Genomic DNA, 19340 nt, shown 5'->3' on the forward strand with positions numbered 1-19340 from the left:
GATGGAAGAGGCATTTTTAGCCCACCAAAAAGCCCTTTTGGGGTACGTGTACAAGCGGGTGAAAGACAAGCACATTGCTCAAGACATCGTGCAAGAAGTTTACCTCAAAGCCCTAGAAAAACAGACAACATTGCGTTCACCTGAACGTTTGGTGGGGTGGTTGTACACAATTGCGGCCCATGCGATTGTAGATTTTTACCGCGCCAAATCTCCCGCGTTGCCCCTTTGCGATGACCACGCCCAGCCCCAAGTGCGCAAAGAATCCTTGGAAGAATTAAGTGCGTGCGTGGAGCCACTGCTTGCTTTGTTGCCGAAGCATCATGCCCTTGCTTTGCGCTTGTATGAGCTAGAAGGCCTTTCGCAAAACGCCATTGCAAAGGAGTTAAACCTCTCTTTATCCGCCACCAAATCCCGCATTTTACGGGGCAGAAAACAACTCAAAGAGCGTTTATTGGCGTGCTGTGAGATTGAATACGTGCGTGGCAAAGTGGCAGGATTTACCCCACGAAAGGACTGCGATAGCACGTGTGCGTGCTAAGGGTTGCATCTTTTTTGCTCTTTTTCCGTCTTTACATGTAAAGCATTCACAAAGGAGAAAAGATGATAACGACCAAAGAGCAACTTTACGAAGAGGTGCGTACGGTGTACGGGGAAATTGCCCAAGGTAAGCGTTGCGGATGTGGGCCAAGTTGTTGCGGGGACGCACAAGCGCAAAGTTTGGGGTTGGGTTACAGTGCCACAGCCTTGGCTTCGGTGCCAAAAGAGGCCAACAAGGGGCTAGGATGTGGAAATCCCACGGCCATAGCAAGCCTCAAAAAAGGCGAAGTAGTGGTGGATTTGGGCAGTGGCGCGGGACTTGACGCGTTTTTGGCGGCGCACCACGTGGGCGAAGAAGGGCGAGTGATTGGCGTGGACATGACCCCGCAAATGCTCACTAAAGCCCGCGAAAACGCCCGTAAAGGAGCGTATCAACACGTCGAGTTTCGCCTAGGGGAAATCGAAAACTTGCCCATTGCTAATGGCGTGGTGGATGTGATTATTTCCAACTGCGTCATCAACCTCTCCCCTGACAAACCCCGCGTGTTTAAAGAAGCCTACCGCGTGCTAAAACCTGGCGGCCGCTTGGCTATCTCAGACATGGTAGCCCTAGCGCCATTGCCTGAGATTTTAGCCCAAGACATCGCCTTGTACACAGGATGTTTAGCGGGGGCGTCGGTGGTGGGTGAACTGGAAAACCTGCTCACCTCCTGCGGGTTTGAAGCGGTTTGCATTACCCCAAAACACACTACCACCTGCGGCACAGGCCAAGAGCGCATTGAAGACTACGTGGTTTCAGCGACCATCGAAGCGGTGAAGCCAAAACCGTAGTATAATGCGCAAAATTCTTCTAAGGCGAGCAAAATGACGTGGTACCTTTTAGGCTTAGTGGCAGGGTTTGGGCTACTGGTGTGGAGTGCGGGAAAATTTGTCGAAGGTGCGGCGTCTACAGCGAAACAGTTGGGCGTGCCCATGCTGCTCATCGGGGTCTTGGTGGTGGGCTTTGGGACGAGTGCGCCAGAGATGGTTGTCTCCGCCATGGCGGCCATGGAGGGCAATCCTGCTCTAGCTTTGGGCAATGCCCTTGGGTCAAACATCGTCAACATTGCTCTCATTTTAGGCGTAACAGCGGTGATTGCGCCCATTGCGGTGCATTCGGGTATTGTCAAAAAAGAGTTGCCGTTATTGCTTGGCATTAGCCTTTTGAGTGGGGTTTGTGTGCTAGATGGTCGACTCAGTCTTGGCGAGGGCTTAGTGCTGTTGGCGGGATTTTTTGGGCTCATCGGGTGGTCGGTGGTGGCGGCACTTAAGGGCAAAAACGACACGCTAGAAACGGGAGTTGAAGCAGAAATCCCCGCGATGAGCTTAGGGGCAAGCGTGGCGTGGCTCGTGGTTGGTTTGGTGCTGTTAGTGGCAAGTTCGAGGTTGTTGGTGTGGAGTGCGGTGGGCATTGCTGAGGCTTTTGGCGTGAGTGATTTAATCATCGGGCTGACCATCGTGGCCCTTGGCACCTCCCTTCCCGAACTGGCCGCATCTATTGTTGCTATTAAAAAAGGGGAACACGACTTGGCCGTTGGCAATGTGGTGGGGTCAAACATGTTTAACATCCTTGCCGTCATTGGCATCGCAGCGGTGATTCACCCGATGGAAAACATCGCGCGTGAAGTACTAACTCGCGACTGGGTGGTGATGATGGGCCTTACCCTTGCGCTTTTTGCCATGGCGTATGGGCGCAAAGGACGGCAAGGGCGCATCAACCGCGTCGAGGGCGCGTTGTTGCTTGGCGTGTACGTGGGGTACAATCTTGTGCTTGGGGCCTCCATAGGGGCGTTTTAGGGGGAATTTTTTGCCTCACCCTAGTCTCTCTTGGTGGCGAGGCAAAAAATCTTTACATGTAAGGAGTCAAGTGATAGAATTTTTGCTGTTTTTAGGCTTGCTTGGGGCGCTTAGTTCTATCGTCTTTTGGAGTGTTTTGCTGGGTATTTCACCTATGCCTTCTCTTCCTAAAACCGCCCGAAAAATTGCCCAACAGGTAAAGAAACACCCCGCTTCTACGGTGGTAGAGCTTGGAAGCGGTTGGGGGACGTTGGCTCTTTGCATCGCTAGGCATAACCCCACGAAACAGGTGTTGGCGTATGAGCGCTCTTTTGTGCCGTACGCTTTTTCTTTGCTTCTTCAAGCCCTTTGGCGCACGCCTAATGTCACGTTTAAAAACGCCAATTTTCTTACCCACACTTTTACGAACGAGCAGATTGCCGTGGCGTATTTGTGTCCTCGCAGCATGGTATCTTTGTGGGAGCATTGGAGCAAGAACGGCTTTCCTAGGGTGCTTGTGAGTGCCACCTTTGCTTTACGTGGAGTCATCCCGACGCAAACCTTAAAGCCCTCAGGGTTTTTGGAGGCTATCTTGTTTGAATACACCACGTTTAAACCCACCGTGCTAAAATAGCCCATCAAAAACAACAATATGAAGGAGTAGTGTATGAACTTAAAAACCCAATTTTTAGACGCCATGCAGTTTCGCCATGCGTGCAAACTGTTTAATGAGCAAAAAATCTCCAAAGAAGATTTACGGTTTATCTTAGAAGCAGGGCGGGTAAGTCCTAGTTCTTTTGGCGCTGAACAATGGAAATTTATTGTAGTGCAAAACGAAGTCCTAAAAAAAGAGATAGAGGCGGCTTCTTGGGGTCAAAAACAAGTTTCCACTTCCAGTGATTTGATTGTCATTTTAGCACGCAAAGACGTGCGCAGTTCTGATGTGTACACCAGAGCCCAACTACGCCGTTTTGGGTTGGCGGAAGAAGCCTTTAATGGTTTTATGGAAATTTACAAAGCGTGGATTGATGGCAGAGATGACCAAACTTTAGAATTATGGAGTGAAAAACAGTGCTACATCGCCGCGGCGAACATGATGAGTGCAGCGGCGTTTATTGGGATTGATTCATGCCCTATCGAAGGGTTTGATGCCGCTAAGGTCAATGCTATTTTAGGCATCGATACCGCCGTGTTTCACACCGCTTTGCTCATCCCCTTTGGCTACCGCGCTAGCGAACAACGCGCCAAGCACCGCTTGAGCTTTGACGAAGTCGTAGAATTTCGAGTCTAGTATGCTAAAAGCCCTTGAGACCTTTTTACATGTAGTGGAAAAGGAGGATTTTGTGGAAGGCCATGAAGTTCTTGAAGACACGTGGCGTGCGTGGAAAAATGACCCCGCGACCCGTCAAGAAAGCTACATCCTCAAAGGTCTCATCAACGGGGCTACAGCCTTGGCCTTGGTGCGTTTAGGGCGGGAGCCATCGGCACACAAAGTGTGGGAAACCTATGAAAAATACCGCCCGCTCATCGACACCACCCCTTCGCCGCTTACGCCCAACTACCGCCAAGCGTGCGCCCTTTTGGAAGAAAAATACACGAAAGTGTTTTCTGATTTAGCTCCTTAGGCACCTACTTCTACCACGGTTTCAATCCAGCGGTCAGATTTTACCTTCCCTTCCTCAGGCGCTTGTATGCCAAGTTTTTCAGGGGCCACACCCGCTTTTTTTAAGGCTTCTGCGAGAGCTTGTGCTCGCGCGTTAGCAAGGGCGTGAAGTTCTTGTTCCAAGACTAAGATACTCTTTTTTAGCGCTGCTAATAGCGCTTCGTGAAAGAGGGCAAGGTCCAGTTTTCCCTCTTTGGTGTGGGTTTTTTGCAAGGCTTCGTACGTTTCTTTGGAAAAAGTCTCATGAAACCATGCACTAAGAATCTCCTCGTACGCTTTTCCCTTTTTAAGCTCCGCCTCAATGCGTGCCATGGCCGCTGTGTGTTGCAAAGCCGCGGTATCGCGCGCCGCATGGTAGGTGCCTGTAATGTTCAGGCGCAACTGAGGGCGCTCTTCTAGAATCTTGCGGTAATGGACCATTTTTTCCTCTTCGGAAGGTAACAAGGTCGTCACGCCCGCGTCAAAATCGATGGCTTTTAAAGTCTCGCCATCGATGCCAAGTAAGCTTCCTAGCAAGCGAAAAGGAGAGGTGACAATGTTGGTGAGCACGTTGGTGAGCGCACGCCAAATGATGGCTCCGTAACTAAACTGCGGGTCGTTTAAATCCCCGTGAACTGGCAGGTTCAAGTCGATGCGCCCGTTGCGGTCTTTGAGTAAGGCGATGGCAAGGTTTAGGGGCAGATTCAACGCTTCTGGACTTTCGATGCGCTCCCCGAGGGTCAAGGTTTGAAGCACGATGGTGTTGTTGCCTTGGAGAGACTTTTGGCGCACCTTGTAACCCAAATCCAAATCCAATCGCCCGTCACTGATGGCGTAGCCTACAAATTTTCCCGAATAGGGCGAAAGGCGCGTGAGGTCGATATTTTTAAACAAGACCCCGATGTCGATGTGGTTGGCAAGGTCAAAAGGAAGCATCTCCCCGTCAATTTGCACGTAGCCGTAGCGGTCAACAGCTCCCGTGAGCGCTAACTTAGAGGGTTGGGTGGAAGTGAAATTCAACGTGGAAAGTGTGCCTTTGAGGGAGTGAATTTGGGTGGCAAAAGGCAAAGGTAAAGAGTCGTCTTTAAAATCCATCGATCCTTTTTCGAGCCCAAAGCGACTTAGCGTGACATCCGCAGGAGCTGATTTTTCAGCAGGGGTTTGGTCGGATGTTTCAGGAAAAAGTTCTCCTATGTTGGTACTCATGTCGGAGCGAATGTGTAAGGAAGCGTAAGGCTCCAAAAGTGCCACATCCTTTACATGTAAGGCAAAGGGATGAGTTTGAAATTCTAATGCTTTGACTCCAAGGTTTTTCCAGCGCACCAAAGGCGTGTTGGCACGGTCGCTAATGGCAATATTTTTGAGGTTAAAGGCACTGGTAGTATGGAGGGAAAAATCCTCTTTTACAGCGTAAGAACTTTGCAACTCTAGCGATCCTGAGGTAAACGCGCCACGGAAAAAAGGCTTCAAATAAGGTGCGTAGTAGGGAAGGTTGGGGTGAGAAAGGGTGAACATGCCTTGGGCATTAAAAGGACTCACGTGAAGAGTTCCTGTGTTTACCACTTCTGCCCCGTCGGCTAAAGCCTTCAGGGTGTAGGCAATGGGTTTAGAAAAATCACTAAGAAGAGGTGAAGCTTCTAAAGATAGCTCTTCTAGGCGGTGGGTTTGTGGACCCCCTAGAAGCACTGCCTTGCCTTCTTTGAGTTGCAGGGTTTCCACTTGTGCTAAAAAGGGTGATTTGGGGGTTTCTTGCTCTTCTTTTGAAGGAGGCAAAAGATGCGCCAAATCCAAGGTTCCCTCCTCTAGTAATGTAGCCTGAACAAAAGGCGCATCTAGACCAATATTCTTTACATGTAACGCTTCCTCTTGGAAGGTTATATCCGTTACATGTAAGGTTTTTAAAGTTCCAAAAGGAGTATCTTCGCCAGTTTTAGCTATCCAAAAACCCTCCATGCGTGCCAACGGCAAGGTGGCAAAAACGTGTTGACTTTTGAAGACACCCTGCATGTTGCGTAGGGCGATAGCGTTAAGTTTGGCGTGGAGAGTGTTGGCGTAGGAAAAAGCAAGTGTTGAAGCATCAAAATCAGCCTGCCCAAGAACGCCTTTCCAGCCCTCTTTGTTCATATCAAAATTAGCTCTCACGTTAGAAATTCCTAAACCAGAAGCATTAAAAAAGGGTTGTCCGCGCTCTAAAAGTGCCACATCCCTAAGCTCTAGTTTTGCCCCATCAAGGCTTACATGTAAGCCTTCTTCACCCCACGTCACGAGATAGGGAAGTTCTAAGGTGGCACGAGCGTTAGTGAGGGTGTAGAGTGAATCATGCAACAAATAATCCCAAAATGCTTTAAGCCTCGCGTTTTCAAGCCGTGCATTACCGTAGAGTTTGAATGGATTCAGGCTTACGCCCCCTTCCCAGCCTAGCTCATCAAGCAACGAACCCACCCCGTCAAACTGTTGCGCTCCTATGGCGCCTCGTTTGGTGCTTAAGTCTTGCGCGGTGTAGTTTAGGCCTCCTAATGTCGTAGAAAACACCTCGGCTTTGCTTGCGTCTGTGTAGGTAAGGCTCCCTTCTTTGAGGTGAAAATGTTTTAAGAGAAAGTGTACAGAAGAGGAGGAAGAGGAGGTTTTTTCTTTTGGCGAAGAAGACGGTAGAAGATGGGCCAAATTTAAGCGTCCTTGGGTGGTAATGGTGATAAAAACCCGAGGGTTTTCAATGCGCAAAGCTTCAACAACCACCGTTTTGGTAGCGAGTGCCGTGGGATTTACATCTACAAAAAGCGTTTCAATGCGCAAGGCGGTGGCGCCGTATTGGTCGTCCAGACGCACATCATGAAGGCTTAGGGCAAAGGTAAAAGGATTAAAACGCGCGTGGGAAAAATCAAAGTAAATATGGTGGTTTTTTGCCAAATAAGAGGGCAAAAAAACAGGGAGAAGCAGGGGCAAAAAAAGTGCGCCAACAAGAGCATAGCCAGCAATGATGCCGCCTATCCAAAGGCTTAAGCGTTGGTAAAAAGGACCCATGAAATCCTCCTTTGGTGGTGCTAAGATTGTAACACAAAGCCCTTGAAAAAGTGTGTTATAATCGCCCCAAAAACGAGGTTTTTGCATGCTTGTGCATATTTGTTGCTCGGTGGACAGCCACTATTTTTTACAACGTCTTCAAGAAACCTTTCCCCAAGAGTCCCTTGTGGGGTTTTTTTACAACCCCAACATTCACCCTTACGAAGAATACCTTTTGCGCCTTGGAGATGTGCGGCGCAGTTGTCAAGAGCTGGGTATTGGACTACTAGAAGGTGAATACGCCCTTGAAGCGTGGCTAGAAGAAGCCAAAGGGCTGGAATGTGAGCCCGAAAAGGGCAAGCGCTGTGAAATGTGCTTTACCATGCGTCTCAATGCCTCGGCCCAAAAAGCGGTGGAGCTGGGCATTAAGCGCATCACAACGACCTTGCTCATGAGTCCTAAAAAATCCCTCCCACAGCTTGAAAGTGCCGCCAAAGAAGTGGAACGCGCCTTTGGTGTTTCTTTTGTATCAGTGGATTTTCGCAAAGGTGGGGGCACCCAAGCCCAGTTTGCGTTGGCTAAAGAAGCGGGGTTGTACCAGCAAAATTATTGCGGGTGTGTGTTTGCCCTTACCGCCCAACGCGAAGCCCAAAAAAAACCCTGTGTGGAACTGACTTTCTCTCTTGCCAACCAAATCCAACCCGGCTCTATCAACGAGCGTTTGGAGCTTTATGAAACGTCCCAACCCAAACGCCGCCAACGTTTTTTAAATTACCGGTTGAACCACGCACGGGTGATGCAAAAAGAGCAGGTAATTCCCTCGTATGTATTGTTTTATTCCTTGCCTAGTAAACCGTTGCTTCAAGGGGAGTGGAAAGAGGTAGAAAAAGGCATAGCTTTGTTTTCCAAAGAACCCGCTTTGATGCTTACGTTGGAAGTGTTTAACGCGCTTGTAGCGACACAATTTCAGGATTTAAAGCAGCTTTTAGCTTCGCCTGTGGGTGTTGAAAAAGAGTTACATGTAAGGCAAAAACTCGAAGGTGCACTTTTCTCTTTGACGCCCATTCTTGTGGTTGAGCATATCCCCCAAGGCAAAACAACCCTTTCCCTAGAGGCGACACTCTTTGATGATGTTAGAGAACTTTTAGCAACCTTTCGCTAAAATTGACAGATTTTGCTTATGAGGTACTTATGATCGATATTAATGAAATTCAAACCATTCTTCCCCACCGTTATCCGTTGCTACTCATCGACCGTGTCACGGAGATGGAAACGGGGAAATCCATTGTTGCGTATAAAAACGTCACCATCGGCGAGCAGGTATTCCAAGGCCATTTTCCTGGACATCCCATTTACCCTGGCGTGATGATTATTGAGGGTATGGCCCAAGCGGGTGGCGTACTGGCATTTAAAAGCATGGCGCCTAGTGCCCAAGAGGAGACCAAAGAAAAAGTGGTCTATTTTATGAGCATCGACAAGGCCAAGTTTCGCGCACCCGTTACCCCAGGTGACAAGCTTGTGTACTGCCTTAGCGTGCTCAAACACAAAGGCGCTATTTGGGTCCTAGATGCCAAAGCTTATGTGGATGAAAAGCTAGTGGCTGAGGCCGAGCTTAAAGCCATGATTGTAGACAAATAAATGCCGCATATTCACCCTACCGCTACTGTTGAAACAGGCGCTACTTTAGCCGAAGATGTCACGGTTGGCCCTTATGCGTTTGTGAGCGCGCAATCGGTTTTACACGAAGGGGTTGAGGTGATGCAAGGGGCGCAAGTGTGCGGAAAAACCACCTTGCATGAAGGGGCGAAAGTCCACCAATACGCCATCATCGGTACCCCGCCCCAAGACCTTGGCTACCAAAAAGAAGACGACGTGGGTGTGGTGATTGGCGCGCGCACCATCGTGCGTGAGTTTGCGACCATCAATGCAGGTACCAAAAAAGGCGGTGGCACGACACGCATTGGTGAGGATTGTTTTATCATGATTTACTGTCACATTGGGCACGACTGCCAAGTGGGAGACCGTGTTATTATGGCCAACAATGCTACCTTGGCGGGCCATGTGGAGATAGGCTCCTATACGGTTATTGGTGGGATGACACCCATCCATCAGTTTGTGAAAGTAGGTGAGGGATGCATGATTGGCGGGGCTAGTGCCATTAGTCAGGACATCCCACCTTTTTGCCTTGCTGAGGGAAACCGTGCTTTGGTACGCGGACTCAATGCCATCGGCCTTCGCCGCCGATTTGATAAAGAAACAATTGGTGCGCTCAAAGAAGCATACCGGCAGTTATTTCGTAGCACTTTGCCTATCAAAGAGAGCGCTCAAATGTTGCTTGAAAAAAGCATTAACCCCCAAGTGCAAGCACTATGCCAATTTATTGTAACAACAAAACGGGGAATCCCATACGAGAGGGCAGAACAAAATGAATTATAGAGAATGTAGTTTTTGTGGCGCAAAAGAGAGCAATGACACCCGTTTAATCGCAGGAAACCATGTGTATATTTGCGAGCACTGTGTTATTTCGGCCCACAAGATTTTCTTTGGCGAAAGCAAAGAAAATGATACTGGTGTGGCTGTTGATAAAGAGCTTTTGGCTCCCAAGGCGCTCAAAGCTATGCTAGATGAATTTGTCATTGGACAAGAAAAAGCCAAGCGCGTTTTTTCAGTGGGCGTTTATAACCACTACAAGCGTATTTTTAAACAAGGGCTTGTGGAAAAAGATGATACAGAGATCTCCAAATCCAACATTTTGCTCATCGGACCAACAGGAAGCGGAAAAACACTCATGGCGCAAACCATGGCCAAGTTTTTGGATGTACCTATTGCCATTTGTGATGCTACAAGCCTCACCGAAGCTGGGTACGTGGGTGAAGATGTGGAAAATATTTTAACCCGTTTGCTTCAAGCGGCGGATGGGGATATTAAAAAAGCAGAACAAGGCATTGTCTTTGTGGATGAGATTGATAAAATTGCCCGCATGAGTGAAAACCGTTCCATTACCCGTGATGTTTCGGGCGAGGGAGTGCAGCAAGCGCTTTTAAAAATCATCGAAGGTAGTGTGGTCAACATTCCACCTAAAGGCGGGCGCAAGCATCCTAACCAAGAGTTTGCCCAGATTGACACGTCTAATATTTTGTTTGTGTGCGGGGGTGCCTTTGATGGGATGGAAGAGATTATTAAACGGCGCATCGGCAACAATGTATTAGGCTTTGGTCAAGAAAAACGCGGCAAGAGCGAAGAAGAAGGGTTGCTAGAGCTCATTGAGCCGGATGATTTGGTACATTATGGGCTTATTCCTGAACTTATTGGCCGTTTACATGTAGTGGCGACCTTGGGCAAGATTGGGCAAGAAGAGATGGTGCGTATTTTAACCGAACCCAAAAATGCCATTTTTAAACAATACAAAAAACTGTTTGCCATTGACGGGGCAGATTTAACCTTTGAACCCGAAGCCCTTGAGGCGGTAGCAAGTTTAGCCATTAAGCGCAAAACGGGCGCGCGGGGACTGCGAAGCATCATGGAAGAGTTGATGATTGATATCATGTATGAACTTCCTGAATTGGAGGGGTATGAAATCCTTATCACAGAAGACACGGTTGTTAATGGCGCCAAGCCCTTGCATATTAAAAAAGATAAAAAAAGCGCCTAGCGCACAAAAGGTAATGTGAATGATATTAGATCAGTTAATCGGTTTTTTCTCTAGCGACATGAGTATTGACCTTGGTACGGCCAATACCTTAGTGCTTGTAAAGGGCAGAGGTATCATTATCAACGAACCTTCTGTTGTGGCAGTACAGCGTGATAAATTTGGGCGTCAAAAGATTTTAGCCGTAGGTCACGAAGCTAAAGAGATGGTAGGAAAGACTCCCGGCGACATTGAGGCAATTCGCCCCATGCGCGATGGTGTTATTGCGGATTTTGACATGACAGAGAAGATGATCCGCTACTTTATCGAAAAAGCCCACAAGCGCAAAAGCTTTTTGCGCCCGCGCATCATTATCTGTGTGCCTTATGGGTTGACACAAGTGGAACGCAAGGCGGTACGCGAGTCTGCCATGAGTGCAGGAGCACGTGAAGTGTTTTTGATTGAAGAACCTATGGCGGCGGCTATTGGCGCGGGATTACCTATTCGCGAACCCCAAGGAAGTTTGGTTGTAGATATTGGGGGCGGTACGACAGAGATTGGTGTGGTTTCATTGGGTGGGCTAGTTATCAGCAAATCCATCCGTACCGCGGGTGATAAAATCGACATGTCTATTGTGGATTACGTGAAGCGTAAATACAACTTGCTTATTGGCGAACGCACAGGCGAGCAGATTAAAATCGAGGTAGGCAGTGCGGTGGCTCTTGATTCAGAACTCTCTATGATGGTCAAAGGTCGTGACCAAGTGAGCGGGTTGTTGAGCCGGATTGAACTGACCAGTGAAGATGTGCGTGAAGCCATGCGCGAACCCTTAAAAGAGATTGCCGACGCGCTCAAAGACGTGCTTGAAGTCATGCCACCAGATTTGGCAGGGGACATCGTGGAAAACGGCGTGGTGCTCACGGGCGGTGGCGCGTTGATTCGGGGTATTGACAAGTACTTGGCTGACATTGTGAAGTTGCCGGTGTTTGTTGCGGATGAGCCGTTGTTGGCCGTAGCTAAAGGTACGGGCAAGGCTTTGGAAGAGATTCAGCTTTTACAACAATTGGCGAATGAGTAGTAAGCTTAAATTTTTTTTTATCATTGGGGCATTTATCTTTGTCTCACTAAAGTATGGCGGTAGTGCACGTGGTGTGGTGGCAGATTTTTCTACTGCCATTACCACGGGGTATCTTGCTACGGTTGAGCGTATTGGGGAGTGGACACAAGAATACTTGTTGCAGCGGGATACGATTCGTTCGTTGCGGGCCCAAAACAGTGAACTAGAACGTTCAGCGCTGCTTTCTATTGCTTTTGCAGGAAAATTAAACGAACTACTAAAAGACCACGAAAAGCCTTCTTTTGCGCCAGATGTGCAATTGGTAGAGGCTATTTCTTATGCTAATTTAAGCAACTACCACCGCGTTTGGCTTGATTTTGAAGACTTTAATGCATCGCGAATTTATGGGCTGGTTTATCAAGGAAATACAGCGGGGATTGTCATTTCTGAAAACGGAAGGCCACTGGGGCTTTTGCAAGGTGATCCTAAGTCCATTTTTTCAGTCACAGTAGGAGAAGAGGGTATTCCTGGGATTGCCATGGGAAGCAACCAACACATTCATGTGCGCTATATCCCCATGTGGATGGAGCCAAAAGTGGGAGATGAGGTTAAAACTAGCGGGATGGATGAAACCTTTTTTGCAGGAGTCCCAGTGGGAAAAGTTGTCGAAGTAATTCAGGAGGAATCTTACCAAAGTGCGGTGGTGTTGCCTTATACTCAAGCCAAAGCCCCCATGTACATGTATGCCATTAAATAAAGCCAGAACACCAAAAAGTCTAGACTAGAACCCAAAGGGTTGTTGTGTAAACTTTGAGCGAGGAACAAACAATGCCAAAACGTGAAGACATTAAGACCATATTATTGATCGGTTCAGGGCCCATTGTCATCGGGCAAGCGTGTGAATTTGACTATTCTGGAACGCAAGCGGCCAAAACACTCAAAGAACTTGGCTATCGGGTGGTGCTCATTAACTCCAATCCTGCAACCATTATGACAGACCCTGAGTTTGCCGACCGCACCTATGTGGAGCCCATTACCCAAGAAGTCATTGAGCGCATTATTGAAAAAGAAAGCGTAGATGCTATCTTGCCTACCATGGGCGGCCAAACTGCGCTTAATGCGGCAATGAAACTGCATGAGGGCGGAAGATTGGGCAAGACGATTTTTTTAGGAGCAAAGCCTGAGGCTATCAAGAAAGGGGAAGACCGCCAAGCATTTAAAGAAGCGATGCAAAAAATAGGTATGGATTTACCTAAAAGTTTTTACGCGTACAACATGGATGACGCCATGAAGGCTGCTTCAGAGATCGGCTTTCCTCTTATTATTCGTGCTTCTTATACCCTTGCAGGTGGCGGAAGTGGTGTGGCTTATAATATCGATGAATTTAAAGAATTGGCGCAATCTGGCATCGAGATTAGTCCCATTAATGAAATTCTTATTGAAGAGTCACTTTTGGGTTGGAAAGAGTACGAAATGGAGGTTATTCGGGATAAGGCAGATAACTGCATCATCGTCTGCTCCATTGAAAACCTTGATCCCATGGGGGTGCACACGGGCGACTCCATCACTATCGCTCCTGCCCTGACCCTTACCGACAAAGAGTACCAAAAAATGCGCAACGCTTCTTTTGCTATCTTGCGTGAAATCGGTGTAGATACGGGTGGGTCTAACGTACAATTTGCCGTGCATCCTCAGACAGGGCGCATGATTGTCATTGAGATGAACCCGCGCGTAAGCCGCTCTTCGGCTCTTGCTTCTAAGGCGACAGGCTACCCGATTGCTAAAGTAGCAACCCTTTTAGCAGTTGGCTTTACACTGGATGAGATTACAAACGACATTACGGGTACGCCAGCGAGTTTTGAACCCGTTATTGACTATATTGTCACCAAAATACCTCGTTTTACTTTTGAGAAATTCCCGCAAGCAAACTCCACTCTTGGTACGTCTATGAAGAGTGTGGGTGAAGTCATGGCGATTGGCCGTACTTTCAAAGAATCTTTTCAAAAAGCCCTGTGTTCTATGGAGACAGGTTGGTCGGGATTTGAGTTTGTAAAGGTGAGTGATGAGGAGCTTATTAAGGACATTCGTCGCGCCCACAGTGAACGCATTTTGTACGCAGTTGATGCTTTTGGGCGCGGGTTTAGCGTGGAGCAAGTACACGAGTGGAGCAAGATTGATCCGTGGTTTTTGAATGAATTTAAAGAACTGATGGATTTTGAAAAACGCATTGATATGGACATTCTAAACGACGAGCCTTTGTTGCGCGAAGCAAAAACCATGGGCTTTTCAGACAAAATGATTGCCAAGCTCATCAACCGCCAAGACAATCTAGAGCTGACCCAAAACGACATTTACACTGCCAGAATGCGCCTTGGTATTGATTTTGAGTACAACGAAGTGGACACGTGTGCCGCGGAGTTTAAGGCCTTAACACCTTACTTGTACTCTTCTACCAACATTACCCGATTGCCCAAAAAAGAGCTGCCAAAAAGCGATAAAAAGAAAGTCATGATTATCGGCGGTGGACCAAACCGCATTGGGCAAGGGATTGAGTTTGATTATTGTTGTGTGCACGCGGCTTATGCCCTTAAGGACATGGGGGTGACGACTATCATGTACAATTGTAACCCTGAAACCGTCTCCACTGACTACGACACTAGCGATATTTTGTACTTTGAGCCTATCGATTTTGAACACGTGCGCAGTGTGGTCGAAAAAGAGCAGCCCGATGGGGTGATTGTGCATTTTGGAGGGCAAACCCCGCTTAAGCTTGCCAAACGGCTTACGGTTGTGGGCGCCAAGATTATCGGAACTACCGCGCGGGTCATTGATATGGCCGAAGACCGTGAAAAATTTGCAGGATTTTTGCGTAAATATGACATCAAGCAACCCGAAAATGACACCGCAACCAGCGAAAAAGAAGCCCTAGAAAAAGCCTCTAAAATTGGTTATCCCGTCCTTGTGCGGCCTAGTTATGTTCTTGGCGGGCGTGCCATGCGTACAGTCTACAGCGAAGAAGAACTGCGCACCTACATGAACGAAGCGGTAAGTGTGAGCCATAATTCTCCTGTGCTCTTGGATAAGTTTTTAGATAACGCCATTGAGCTAGACGTGGACGCGATTTGTGATGGCACAGAAGTCTACATCGGTGGCATCATGCAACACATCGAAGAAGCGGGCATTCACAGCGGAGACAGCGCGTGTTCGTTGCCGGCCATTAGCATTAGTGAGCGCTTGCTTAAAGAAGTTGAAGCGCAAACCAAGACCATTGCCTTAAATCTGGGAGTAGTCGGGCTAATGAATATCCAGTATGCCATTTATAACGACATGTTGTATATGATTGAGGTAAATCCACGCGCTAGCCGTACGGTGCCTTTTGTGAGCAAAGCGACAGGCGTGCCTATGGCAAAGGTGGCTACGCGCGTAATGTTCCAAGGAAATCTACGCGAAGCATTGGCCTTTTACGATACCTTTAACGTGGTCTATGAAGAAAACGGTATCTTAAAACCCAAAATGAAAGGCCATGTGGCTGTTAAAGAGGCGGTATTTCCGTTTAATAAACTCCAAGGGGCCGACCTTATTCTTGGGCCAGAAATGAAATCCACGGGCGAAGTGATGGGTATTAGTGACTCCTTTGCCATCTCCTTTGCCAAAAGCCAAATTGCTTCCCATAACATTTTGCCAAAAACGGGGACAGTGTTTATCTCCCTTACGGATGTGGATAAAACCCACGCCAAAGCGATTGGTGAAAAATTCCAAGCCCTCGGGTTTAAAGTTTTAGCCACGTCAGGGACATATAAAATGCTTCAAGAATCAGGCGTGAAAAGCGAATTTGTCTATAAAATTAGCGAAGGTCGCCCCAACGTGGAAGATATGCTCAAAAATAAAGAGATCGATTTGGTTATCAATACCAGTGATAACAAATCCAGTAAAGACGATGCCAAAAAGATTCGCCAATCGGTCTTGCGGTTTAAGATTCCCTACTTTACGACCATCTCCGCTGGTCTTGCAGCAACCACAGCCATCGAAGCAATTCAAAATGAAAGCGCTTTAGAACCTAAATCCTTACAAGAGTACTTGAGCTAACCATGGACCCCCGCCGCGTCTATCTTGTTCAGACTGACACCACGGTGGGGTTTTTATCTCAAGATAAGGCCAAACTCAATACCATTAAAGGACGAAATCCCAACCAGCCTTGTTTGAAAAGTGTGTCTACATGTAAAGAACTTCAGCGCCATGCGCGCGTTCCCCATTCTTTTAAAAAACGGGTAAGATACGCTAAGAAAACCACGTTTTTGTTTCCAAACGGCGAGGCGTTGCGTCTGGTGGCCCCAGGCGAACATGCCCGTTTTTTGGAGGCGTTTGGGTGGATGTATTCTACTTCGGCCAATCCCACTGGCAGAGGCTTTGATTTGGCTTTTGCTAAGGAAAATGCAGATGTGGTGGTGGAGAACCAAGGCGGCTTTTTTGAAGCCCCGCCCTCGCGCCTTTTTCAACTTGGGCGCATTCGTGCAAGGAGGAAGCGATGATTTATAAAATCGTGAACGGATTTATCCTTGGGCTCGCGCTGACGTTGATGGTGGATTTTTTAGTGTTTATTGGCCTAAAACTGCATTATTTTGACGCATTGAAAATCACTGAGTATTTTAACATCTACTTTTTTGACCACCAATCTTTTGTACTTTTGGGTATCAGTGCGCTTTTTTTTGGCATCGGTGTTTTATATACCCCTTTTGCAAAACTGTTTTGGTGGGGGTATTTGGTGCTTCTTGGCGTGAGCAGTCTTGCCCTCATGGAGTCCGTTGGTCGTAGCCTTGGCGAAGCGTTTTTTTTGCAAGAAAACCAACAATTTCAAGTGGGAAATGTGCGCTTTGTAGGAGATTTACTCTACGAGGGCCGCCACGCTATTTACGTTAAGCGGCCCGATGTGGAACATACCATAAGAATTGTAAAAAGCGATGTTAGGTGGGGTCTTTAGCCAGCAACGTTTTAAGGGCGAGGCTAGCAAGTGTGAGCCCAAAACTACCCGTCACGCCCACAAAACTTCCCAGCTCTGTGCAGTTGGGCGGCTCGCTTGAGTAGACCACGTTTAAGTCTCCCTTAAACCCCGCTTTGCGTAACTCGTAGCGAAATTTTTTAGCCAGTGCGTCTTGTTGGGTGTTCCAAATGGAATCCATATGAATGCGCGTAGGGTCAAGGCGTTTGGCGCCTCCCATGGAGCACACCAGCTTCCCCTCCTTTACATGTAAGGCCAATGCCACTTTAGAACGCATATCGTCAATGGCGTCAATTACTACATCATACGGGCTAAAATCATATGTCCTAATCCACGCTTCATCCACCCTTACATGTAAAGGAATGGCGCGCGGGTAAAGGGTTGCTAGATGGTGCACTTTGACTTCGCCTACGGCCTCACTTCCAATTTGTCGGTTTTGGTTGGTGATGTCGTACACGTCCCCGTCCACAATAGTGATTTTACCCACACCGGTGCGCATCAGCGCGTCAAGACAATAACTTCCCACGCCACCCACGCCAAAGAGCAAAACATGACTTCGTTGGAGTTTTTTGAAGGCTTCTTCGCCAACTAAAAGTTTGACACGGTCGTAACGGGTTTTTAATTCAACCACTGGGAAAGTCCTTCCATCTCATCGTATGCGCTTAAATCCAAATGAATGGGCGTAACAGATACAAACCCTTCGTGAATGGCCGTGAGATCGCAAAATTTTTCCTCTTTGCTTTTCCATAACAAGGAAGGCGCACCTATCCAGTAGTACTCCAAGCCTCTAGGGTTGCGGTGCAAGTGGGCTTCGTTGCCGTAAACCCGTTTGCCAAGATTAGTTACGCGTATTCCCTTGCACGCCGCAGGGGCGCAAGCAGGAATGTTGACATTTAAAAAGCGCCGTTTTTTCAGAGGAAATCCCCCGTTTAGAACTTTTTGCGCTAACGTATGCGCCGTTTGTTTGGCTAATTCAAATCCAAAGCGGTCTAAAGATGCGCCACCGTCTTCAAAGACTTGGGAAAAAGAGATGGCAGGGATGCCTTGCAAGACTGCTTCCATAGCAGCACTTGCTGTGCCGCTATAGGTAATGTCTTCGCCAAGGTTTGCTCCAAGGTTGATGCCACTGACAACCAAATCGGGTTTTTTATCCTCTTTAAAAAGGGCATGCAGTGCCAAATAAACGCAGTCGGTGGGCGTGCCATCATCAAGTTTAAAAAAGTCATCGGCAATTTGCACAAAGCGCAAAGGACGCGTAAGGGTCAAAGAGTGCCCGCAAGCAGATTTTTCAGTGGTGGGGGCCACAACAGTGACCTCGCCAAGGGGGCGCATGGCTTCAGCAAGGGCTAGCAGCCCTTCGCTTTCAAAGCCATCATCATTAGTGATTAGGATACGTTTTTTTTGCATAAAAAACCTCATGGTATAGTGTGTGAATTTCCTCAAAGACGCAGATTTAGCGCATGGCATTATAGCAAAAGCCAAGCTAATCCAAGAAAGGGCCAAAGGGGTAAAATACCAATAATAATCATTTTTATAAATATATACATATTTTTAGCAAAACATAAGATTTAATAAAACTCCAAGTTTTGCTTTACTATCATGAAAATAACCCCTTTTTTAGGGACAATTTATTACTTTAAGGAGTAACCATGAGACCAAGTGGAGTATTACGATTGGTGCTTATGGCATTTTTTTTGATGTCATCAATGCACGCAGCTACATGGAAGTATGCCATGGGCGAAGGCGAGAGTGATCCTCAGGGTATTTATGCCATGAAGTTCAAAGAAGAGATTGAGAAAAACTCTGACCATAAGATTCAAGTGTATCCCGTGGGAACCTTGGGCGAGGAAGCCGACATTCTGGAGCAAGCACAAGCGGGCTTGTTGCAATTTATCGGTCAATCTACAGGCTATATGGGCGCAAGTATTCCTGAGATGGATGTTTTTTTCGTACCCTACTTGATGCCAACAGACCCTCAGCAGCTTGATACGTTTTTTCGCAACAGTAAGGCTATCAATGAAATGTTTCCCGAGATTTTCAGAAAGCACGGACTAGAGCTTTTAGCCATGTTCCCTGAAGGCGAGCAAGTGGTTACTACAATGGAAGAGTTTCGCTCCCCTGAAGATTTAAGAGGCAAGAAAATCAGGGTTATGCCAGGTTCTCCGTTACTTATTGAAACGTATAGAGCCTTTGGCGCTTCACCGACGCCTATGAGTTGGGGAGATTTGATTGGGGCCCTTAAGACCAACATGGTCGATGGACAAGAAAACCCCACGGTGTGGATTGAAGCGTACGGACTAGATGAACTTACTAAAGTCATGACTTACATGGGCCACAATCACTTTACTGCAGCTGCGATGGCAGAATCGAACTTTTTCAATAGCCTTAGCGATGCAGATAAAAAACTCATTAAGAATGCCTCTGATGCTGCGTTAAAGCACATCTTAAAAGTGGCACAAGAGTTGGATGCAACAGGGTTGGAAAAAATCAAAAAAAAGAATCCAAGTTATAAAATCGTTCGCCTAAGCGAAAAAGAGCGTGATGCATTTCGCAAGCGCGTTGTCCAGGTGGAAAAAAGCTTTGTAGAAAAAGCAGGAAAGAGTGGAGAGGGCATTTTAAAACAAATGAAAGCTGACCTAAAAGCAGCAATGCAATAGACCAAACA

General features: G+C 47.5%; 19 protein-coding genes. 16 read left to right on the top strand and 3 right to left on the bottom strand.

What is annotated here, in order from left to right:
- The first annotated feature begins 1 nt into the window (after nt 1).
- The 6 genes from JWV37_RS01175 to JWV37_RS01200 all read left to right on the top strand — a co-directional run bounded on the left by JWV37_RS01175 (nt 2) and on the right by JWV37_RS01200 (nt 3977).
- Entirely contained in the window at nt 2–538 is a 537-nt protein-coding gene (locus tag JWV37_RS01175; protein ID WP_205457821.1) for a sigma-70 family RNA polymerase sigma factor, read from the top strand.
- A 62-nt stretch (nt 539–600) separates the two neighbouring features.
- Nucleotides 601–1368: an arsenite methyltransferase gene (locus JWV37_RS01180; protein WP_205457822.1), complete on the top strand. Its 768-nt coding sequence runs from the start codon at nt 601–603 to the stop codon at nt 1366–1368.
- Between the two features lie 33 nt (nt 1369–1401).
- Nucleotides 1402–2373, top strand: coding sequence for a calcium/sodium antiporter (locus tag JWV37_RS01185; RefSeq protein ID WP_205457823.1), 972 nt, complete (start codon nt 1402–1404; stop codon nt 2371–2373).
- A 70-nt stretch (nt 2374–2443) separates the two neighbouring features.
- The gene (locus tag JWV37_RS01190; protein WP_205457824.1) at nt 2444–2986 is read left to right on the top strand and encodes a class I SAM-dependent methyltransferase; all 543 of its coding nucleotides are present in this window, start codon (nt 2444–2446) and stop codon (nt 2984–2986) included.
- A 33-nt stretch (nt 2987–3019) separates the two neighbouring features.
- Nucleotides 3020–3643, top strand: a complete 624-nt coding sequence (locus tag JWV37_RS01195) for an NAD(P)H-dependent oxidoreductase (RefSeq protein ID WP_205457825.1) — start codon at nt 3020–3022, stop codon at nt 3641–3643.
- A gap of 1 nt (nt 3644) precedes the next feature.
- Nucleotides 3645–3977: a DUF309 domain-containing protein gene (locus JWV37_RS01200; RefSeq protein WP_205457826.1), complete on the top strand. Its 333-nt coding sequence runs from the start codon at nt 3645–3647 to the stop codon at nt 3975–3977.
- Here the strand turns inward: JWV37_RS01200 and JWV37_RS01205 are convergent.
- Entirely contained in the window at nt 3974–7015 is a 3042-nt protein-coding gene (locus tag JWV37_RS01205) for a DUF748 domain-containing protein (protein ID WP_205457827.1), read from the bottom strand. The two genes, JWV37_RS01200 and JWV37_RS01205, sit on opposite strands and share 4 nt — an antisense overlap.
- Before the next feature lie 85 nt (nt 7016–7100).
- Between JWV37_RS01205 and JWV37_RS01210 the strand changes: the two genes are divergently transcribed.
- From JWV37_RS01210 to JWV37_RS01250, 9 genes are all read left to right on the top strand, one after another.
- A complete protein-coding gene (locus JWV37_RS01210) occupies nt 7101–8156 on the top strand; it encodes an epoxyqueuosine reductase QueH (RefSeq protein WP_205457828.1) in 1056 nt (351 codons plus the stop codon).
- Between the two features lie 29 nt (nt 8157–8185).
- Nucleotides 8186–8632: a 3-hydroxyacyl-ACP dehydratase FabZ gene (gene fabZ / locus JWV37_RS01215; RefSeq protein ID WP_205457829.1), complete on the top strand. Its 447-nt coding sequence runs from the start codon at nt 8186–8188 to the stop codon at nt 8630–8632.
- A complete protein-coding gene (gene lpxA, locus JWV37_RS01220) occupies nt 8633–9430 on the top strand; it encodes an acyl-ACP--UDP-N-acetylglucosamine O-acyltransferase (protein ID WP_205457830.1) in 798 nt (265 codons plus the stop codon). It begins immediately after the preceding gene.
- On the top strand, nt 9420–10646 hold the full coding sequence (gene clpX / locus JWV37_RS01225; protein WP_205457831.1) for an ATP-dependent Clp protease ATP-binding subunit ClpX: 1227 nt from the start codon (nt 9420–9422) through the stop codon (nt 10644–10646). The genes lpxA and clpX overlap by 11 nt, the downstream gene beginning before the upstream one ends.
- 19 nt (nt 10647–10665) lie before the next feature.
- Nucleotides 10666–11700, top strand: a complete 1035-nt coding sequence (locus tag JWV37_RS01230) for a rod shape-determining protein (RefSeq protein ID WP_205457832.1) — start codon at nt 10666–10668, stop codon at nt 11698–11700.
- Nucleotides 11693–12436, top strand: a complete 744-nt coding sequence (gene mreC / locus JWV37_RS01235; protein ID WP_205457833.1) for a rod shape-determining protein MreC — start codon at nt 11693–11695, stop codon at nt 12434–12436. Before JWV37_RS01230 ends, mreC begins: the two co-directional genes overlap by 8 nt.
- Before the next feature lie 71 nt (nt 12437–12507).
- Entirely contained in the window at nt 12508–15765 is a 3258-nt protein-coding gene (gene carB / locus JWV37_RS01240; RefSeq protein WP_205457834.1) for a carbamoyl-phosphate synthase large subunit, read from the top strand.
- Between the two features lie 2 nt (nt 15766–15767).
- Nucleotides 15768–16208 (top strand): Sua5 YciO YrdC YwlC family protein, encoded by a 441-nt coding sequence (locus JWV37_RS01245; protein ID WP_205457835.1) that lies wholly within the window; start codon nt 15768–15770, stop codon nt 16206–16208.
- The gene (locus JWV37_RS01250) at nt 16205–16657 is read left to right on the top strand and encodes a hypothetical protein (protein ID WP_205457836.1); all 453 of its coding nucleotides are present in this window, start codon (nt 16205–16207) and stop codon (nt 16655–16657) included. Before JWV37_RS01245 ends, JWV37_RS01250 begins: the two co-directional genes overlap by 4 nt.
- On the opposite strand, the gene JWV37_RS01255 is transcribed toward JWV37_RS01250, so the two are convergent.
- Nucleotides 16641–17306 carry a tRNA threonylcarbamoyladenosine dehydratase gene (locus JWV37_RS01255; protein ID WP_205457837.1) on the bottom strand — a complete coding sequence of 222 codons (666 nt, stop codon included), beginning with the start codon at nt 17304–17306 and terminating at the stop codon, nt 16641–16643. The two genes, JWV37_RS01250 and JWV37_RS01255, sit on opposite strands and share 17 nt — an antisense overlap.
- Nucleotides 17294–18082: a 5'/3'-nucleotidase SurE gene (gene surE, locus JWV37_RS01260; protein ID WP_205457838.1), complete on the bottom strand. Its 789-nt coding sequence runs from the start codon at nt 18080–18082 to the stop codon at nt 17294–17296. Before surE ends, JWV37_RS01255 begins: the two co-directional genes overlap by 13 nt.
- A 242-nt stretch (nt 18083–18324) precedes the next feature.
- On the opposite strand from surE, the gene dctP reads away from it, so the two are divergent.
- Nucleotides 18325–19332, top strand: a complete 1008-nt coding sequence (gene dctP, locus JWV37_RS01265; protein ID WP_205457839.1) for a TRAP transporter substrate-binding protein DctP — start codon at nt 18325–18327, stop codon at nt 19330–19332.
- Nucleotides 19333–19340: the final 8 nt, after the last annotated feature.

Origin of the sequence: Sulfurospirillum tamanense (assembly GCF_016937535.1) — a bacterium.
Classification (GTDB): domain Bacteria; phylum Campylobacterota; class Campylobacteria; order Campylobacterales; family Campylobacteraceae; genus Sulfurospirillum_B; species Sulfurospirillum_B tamanense.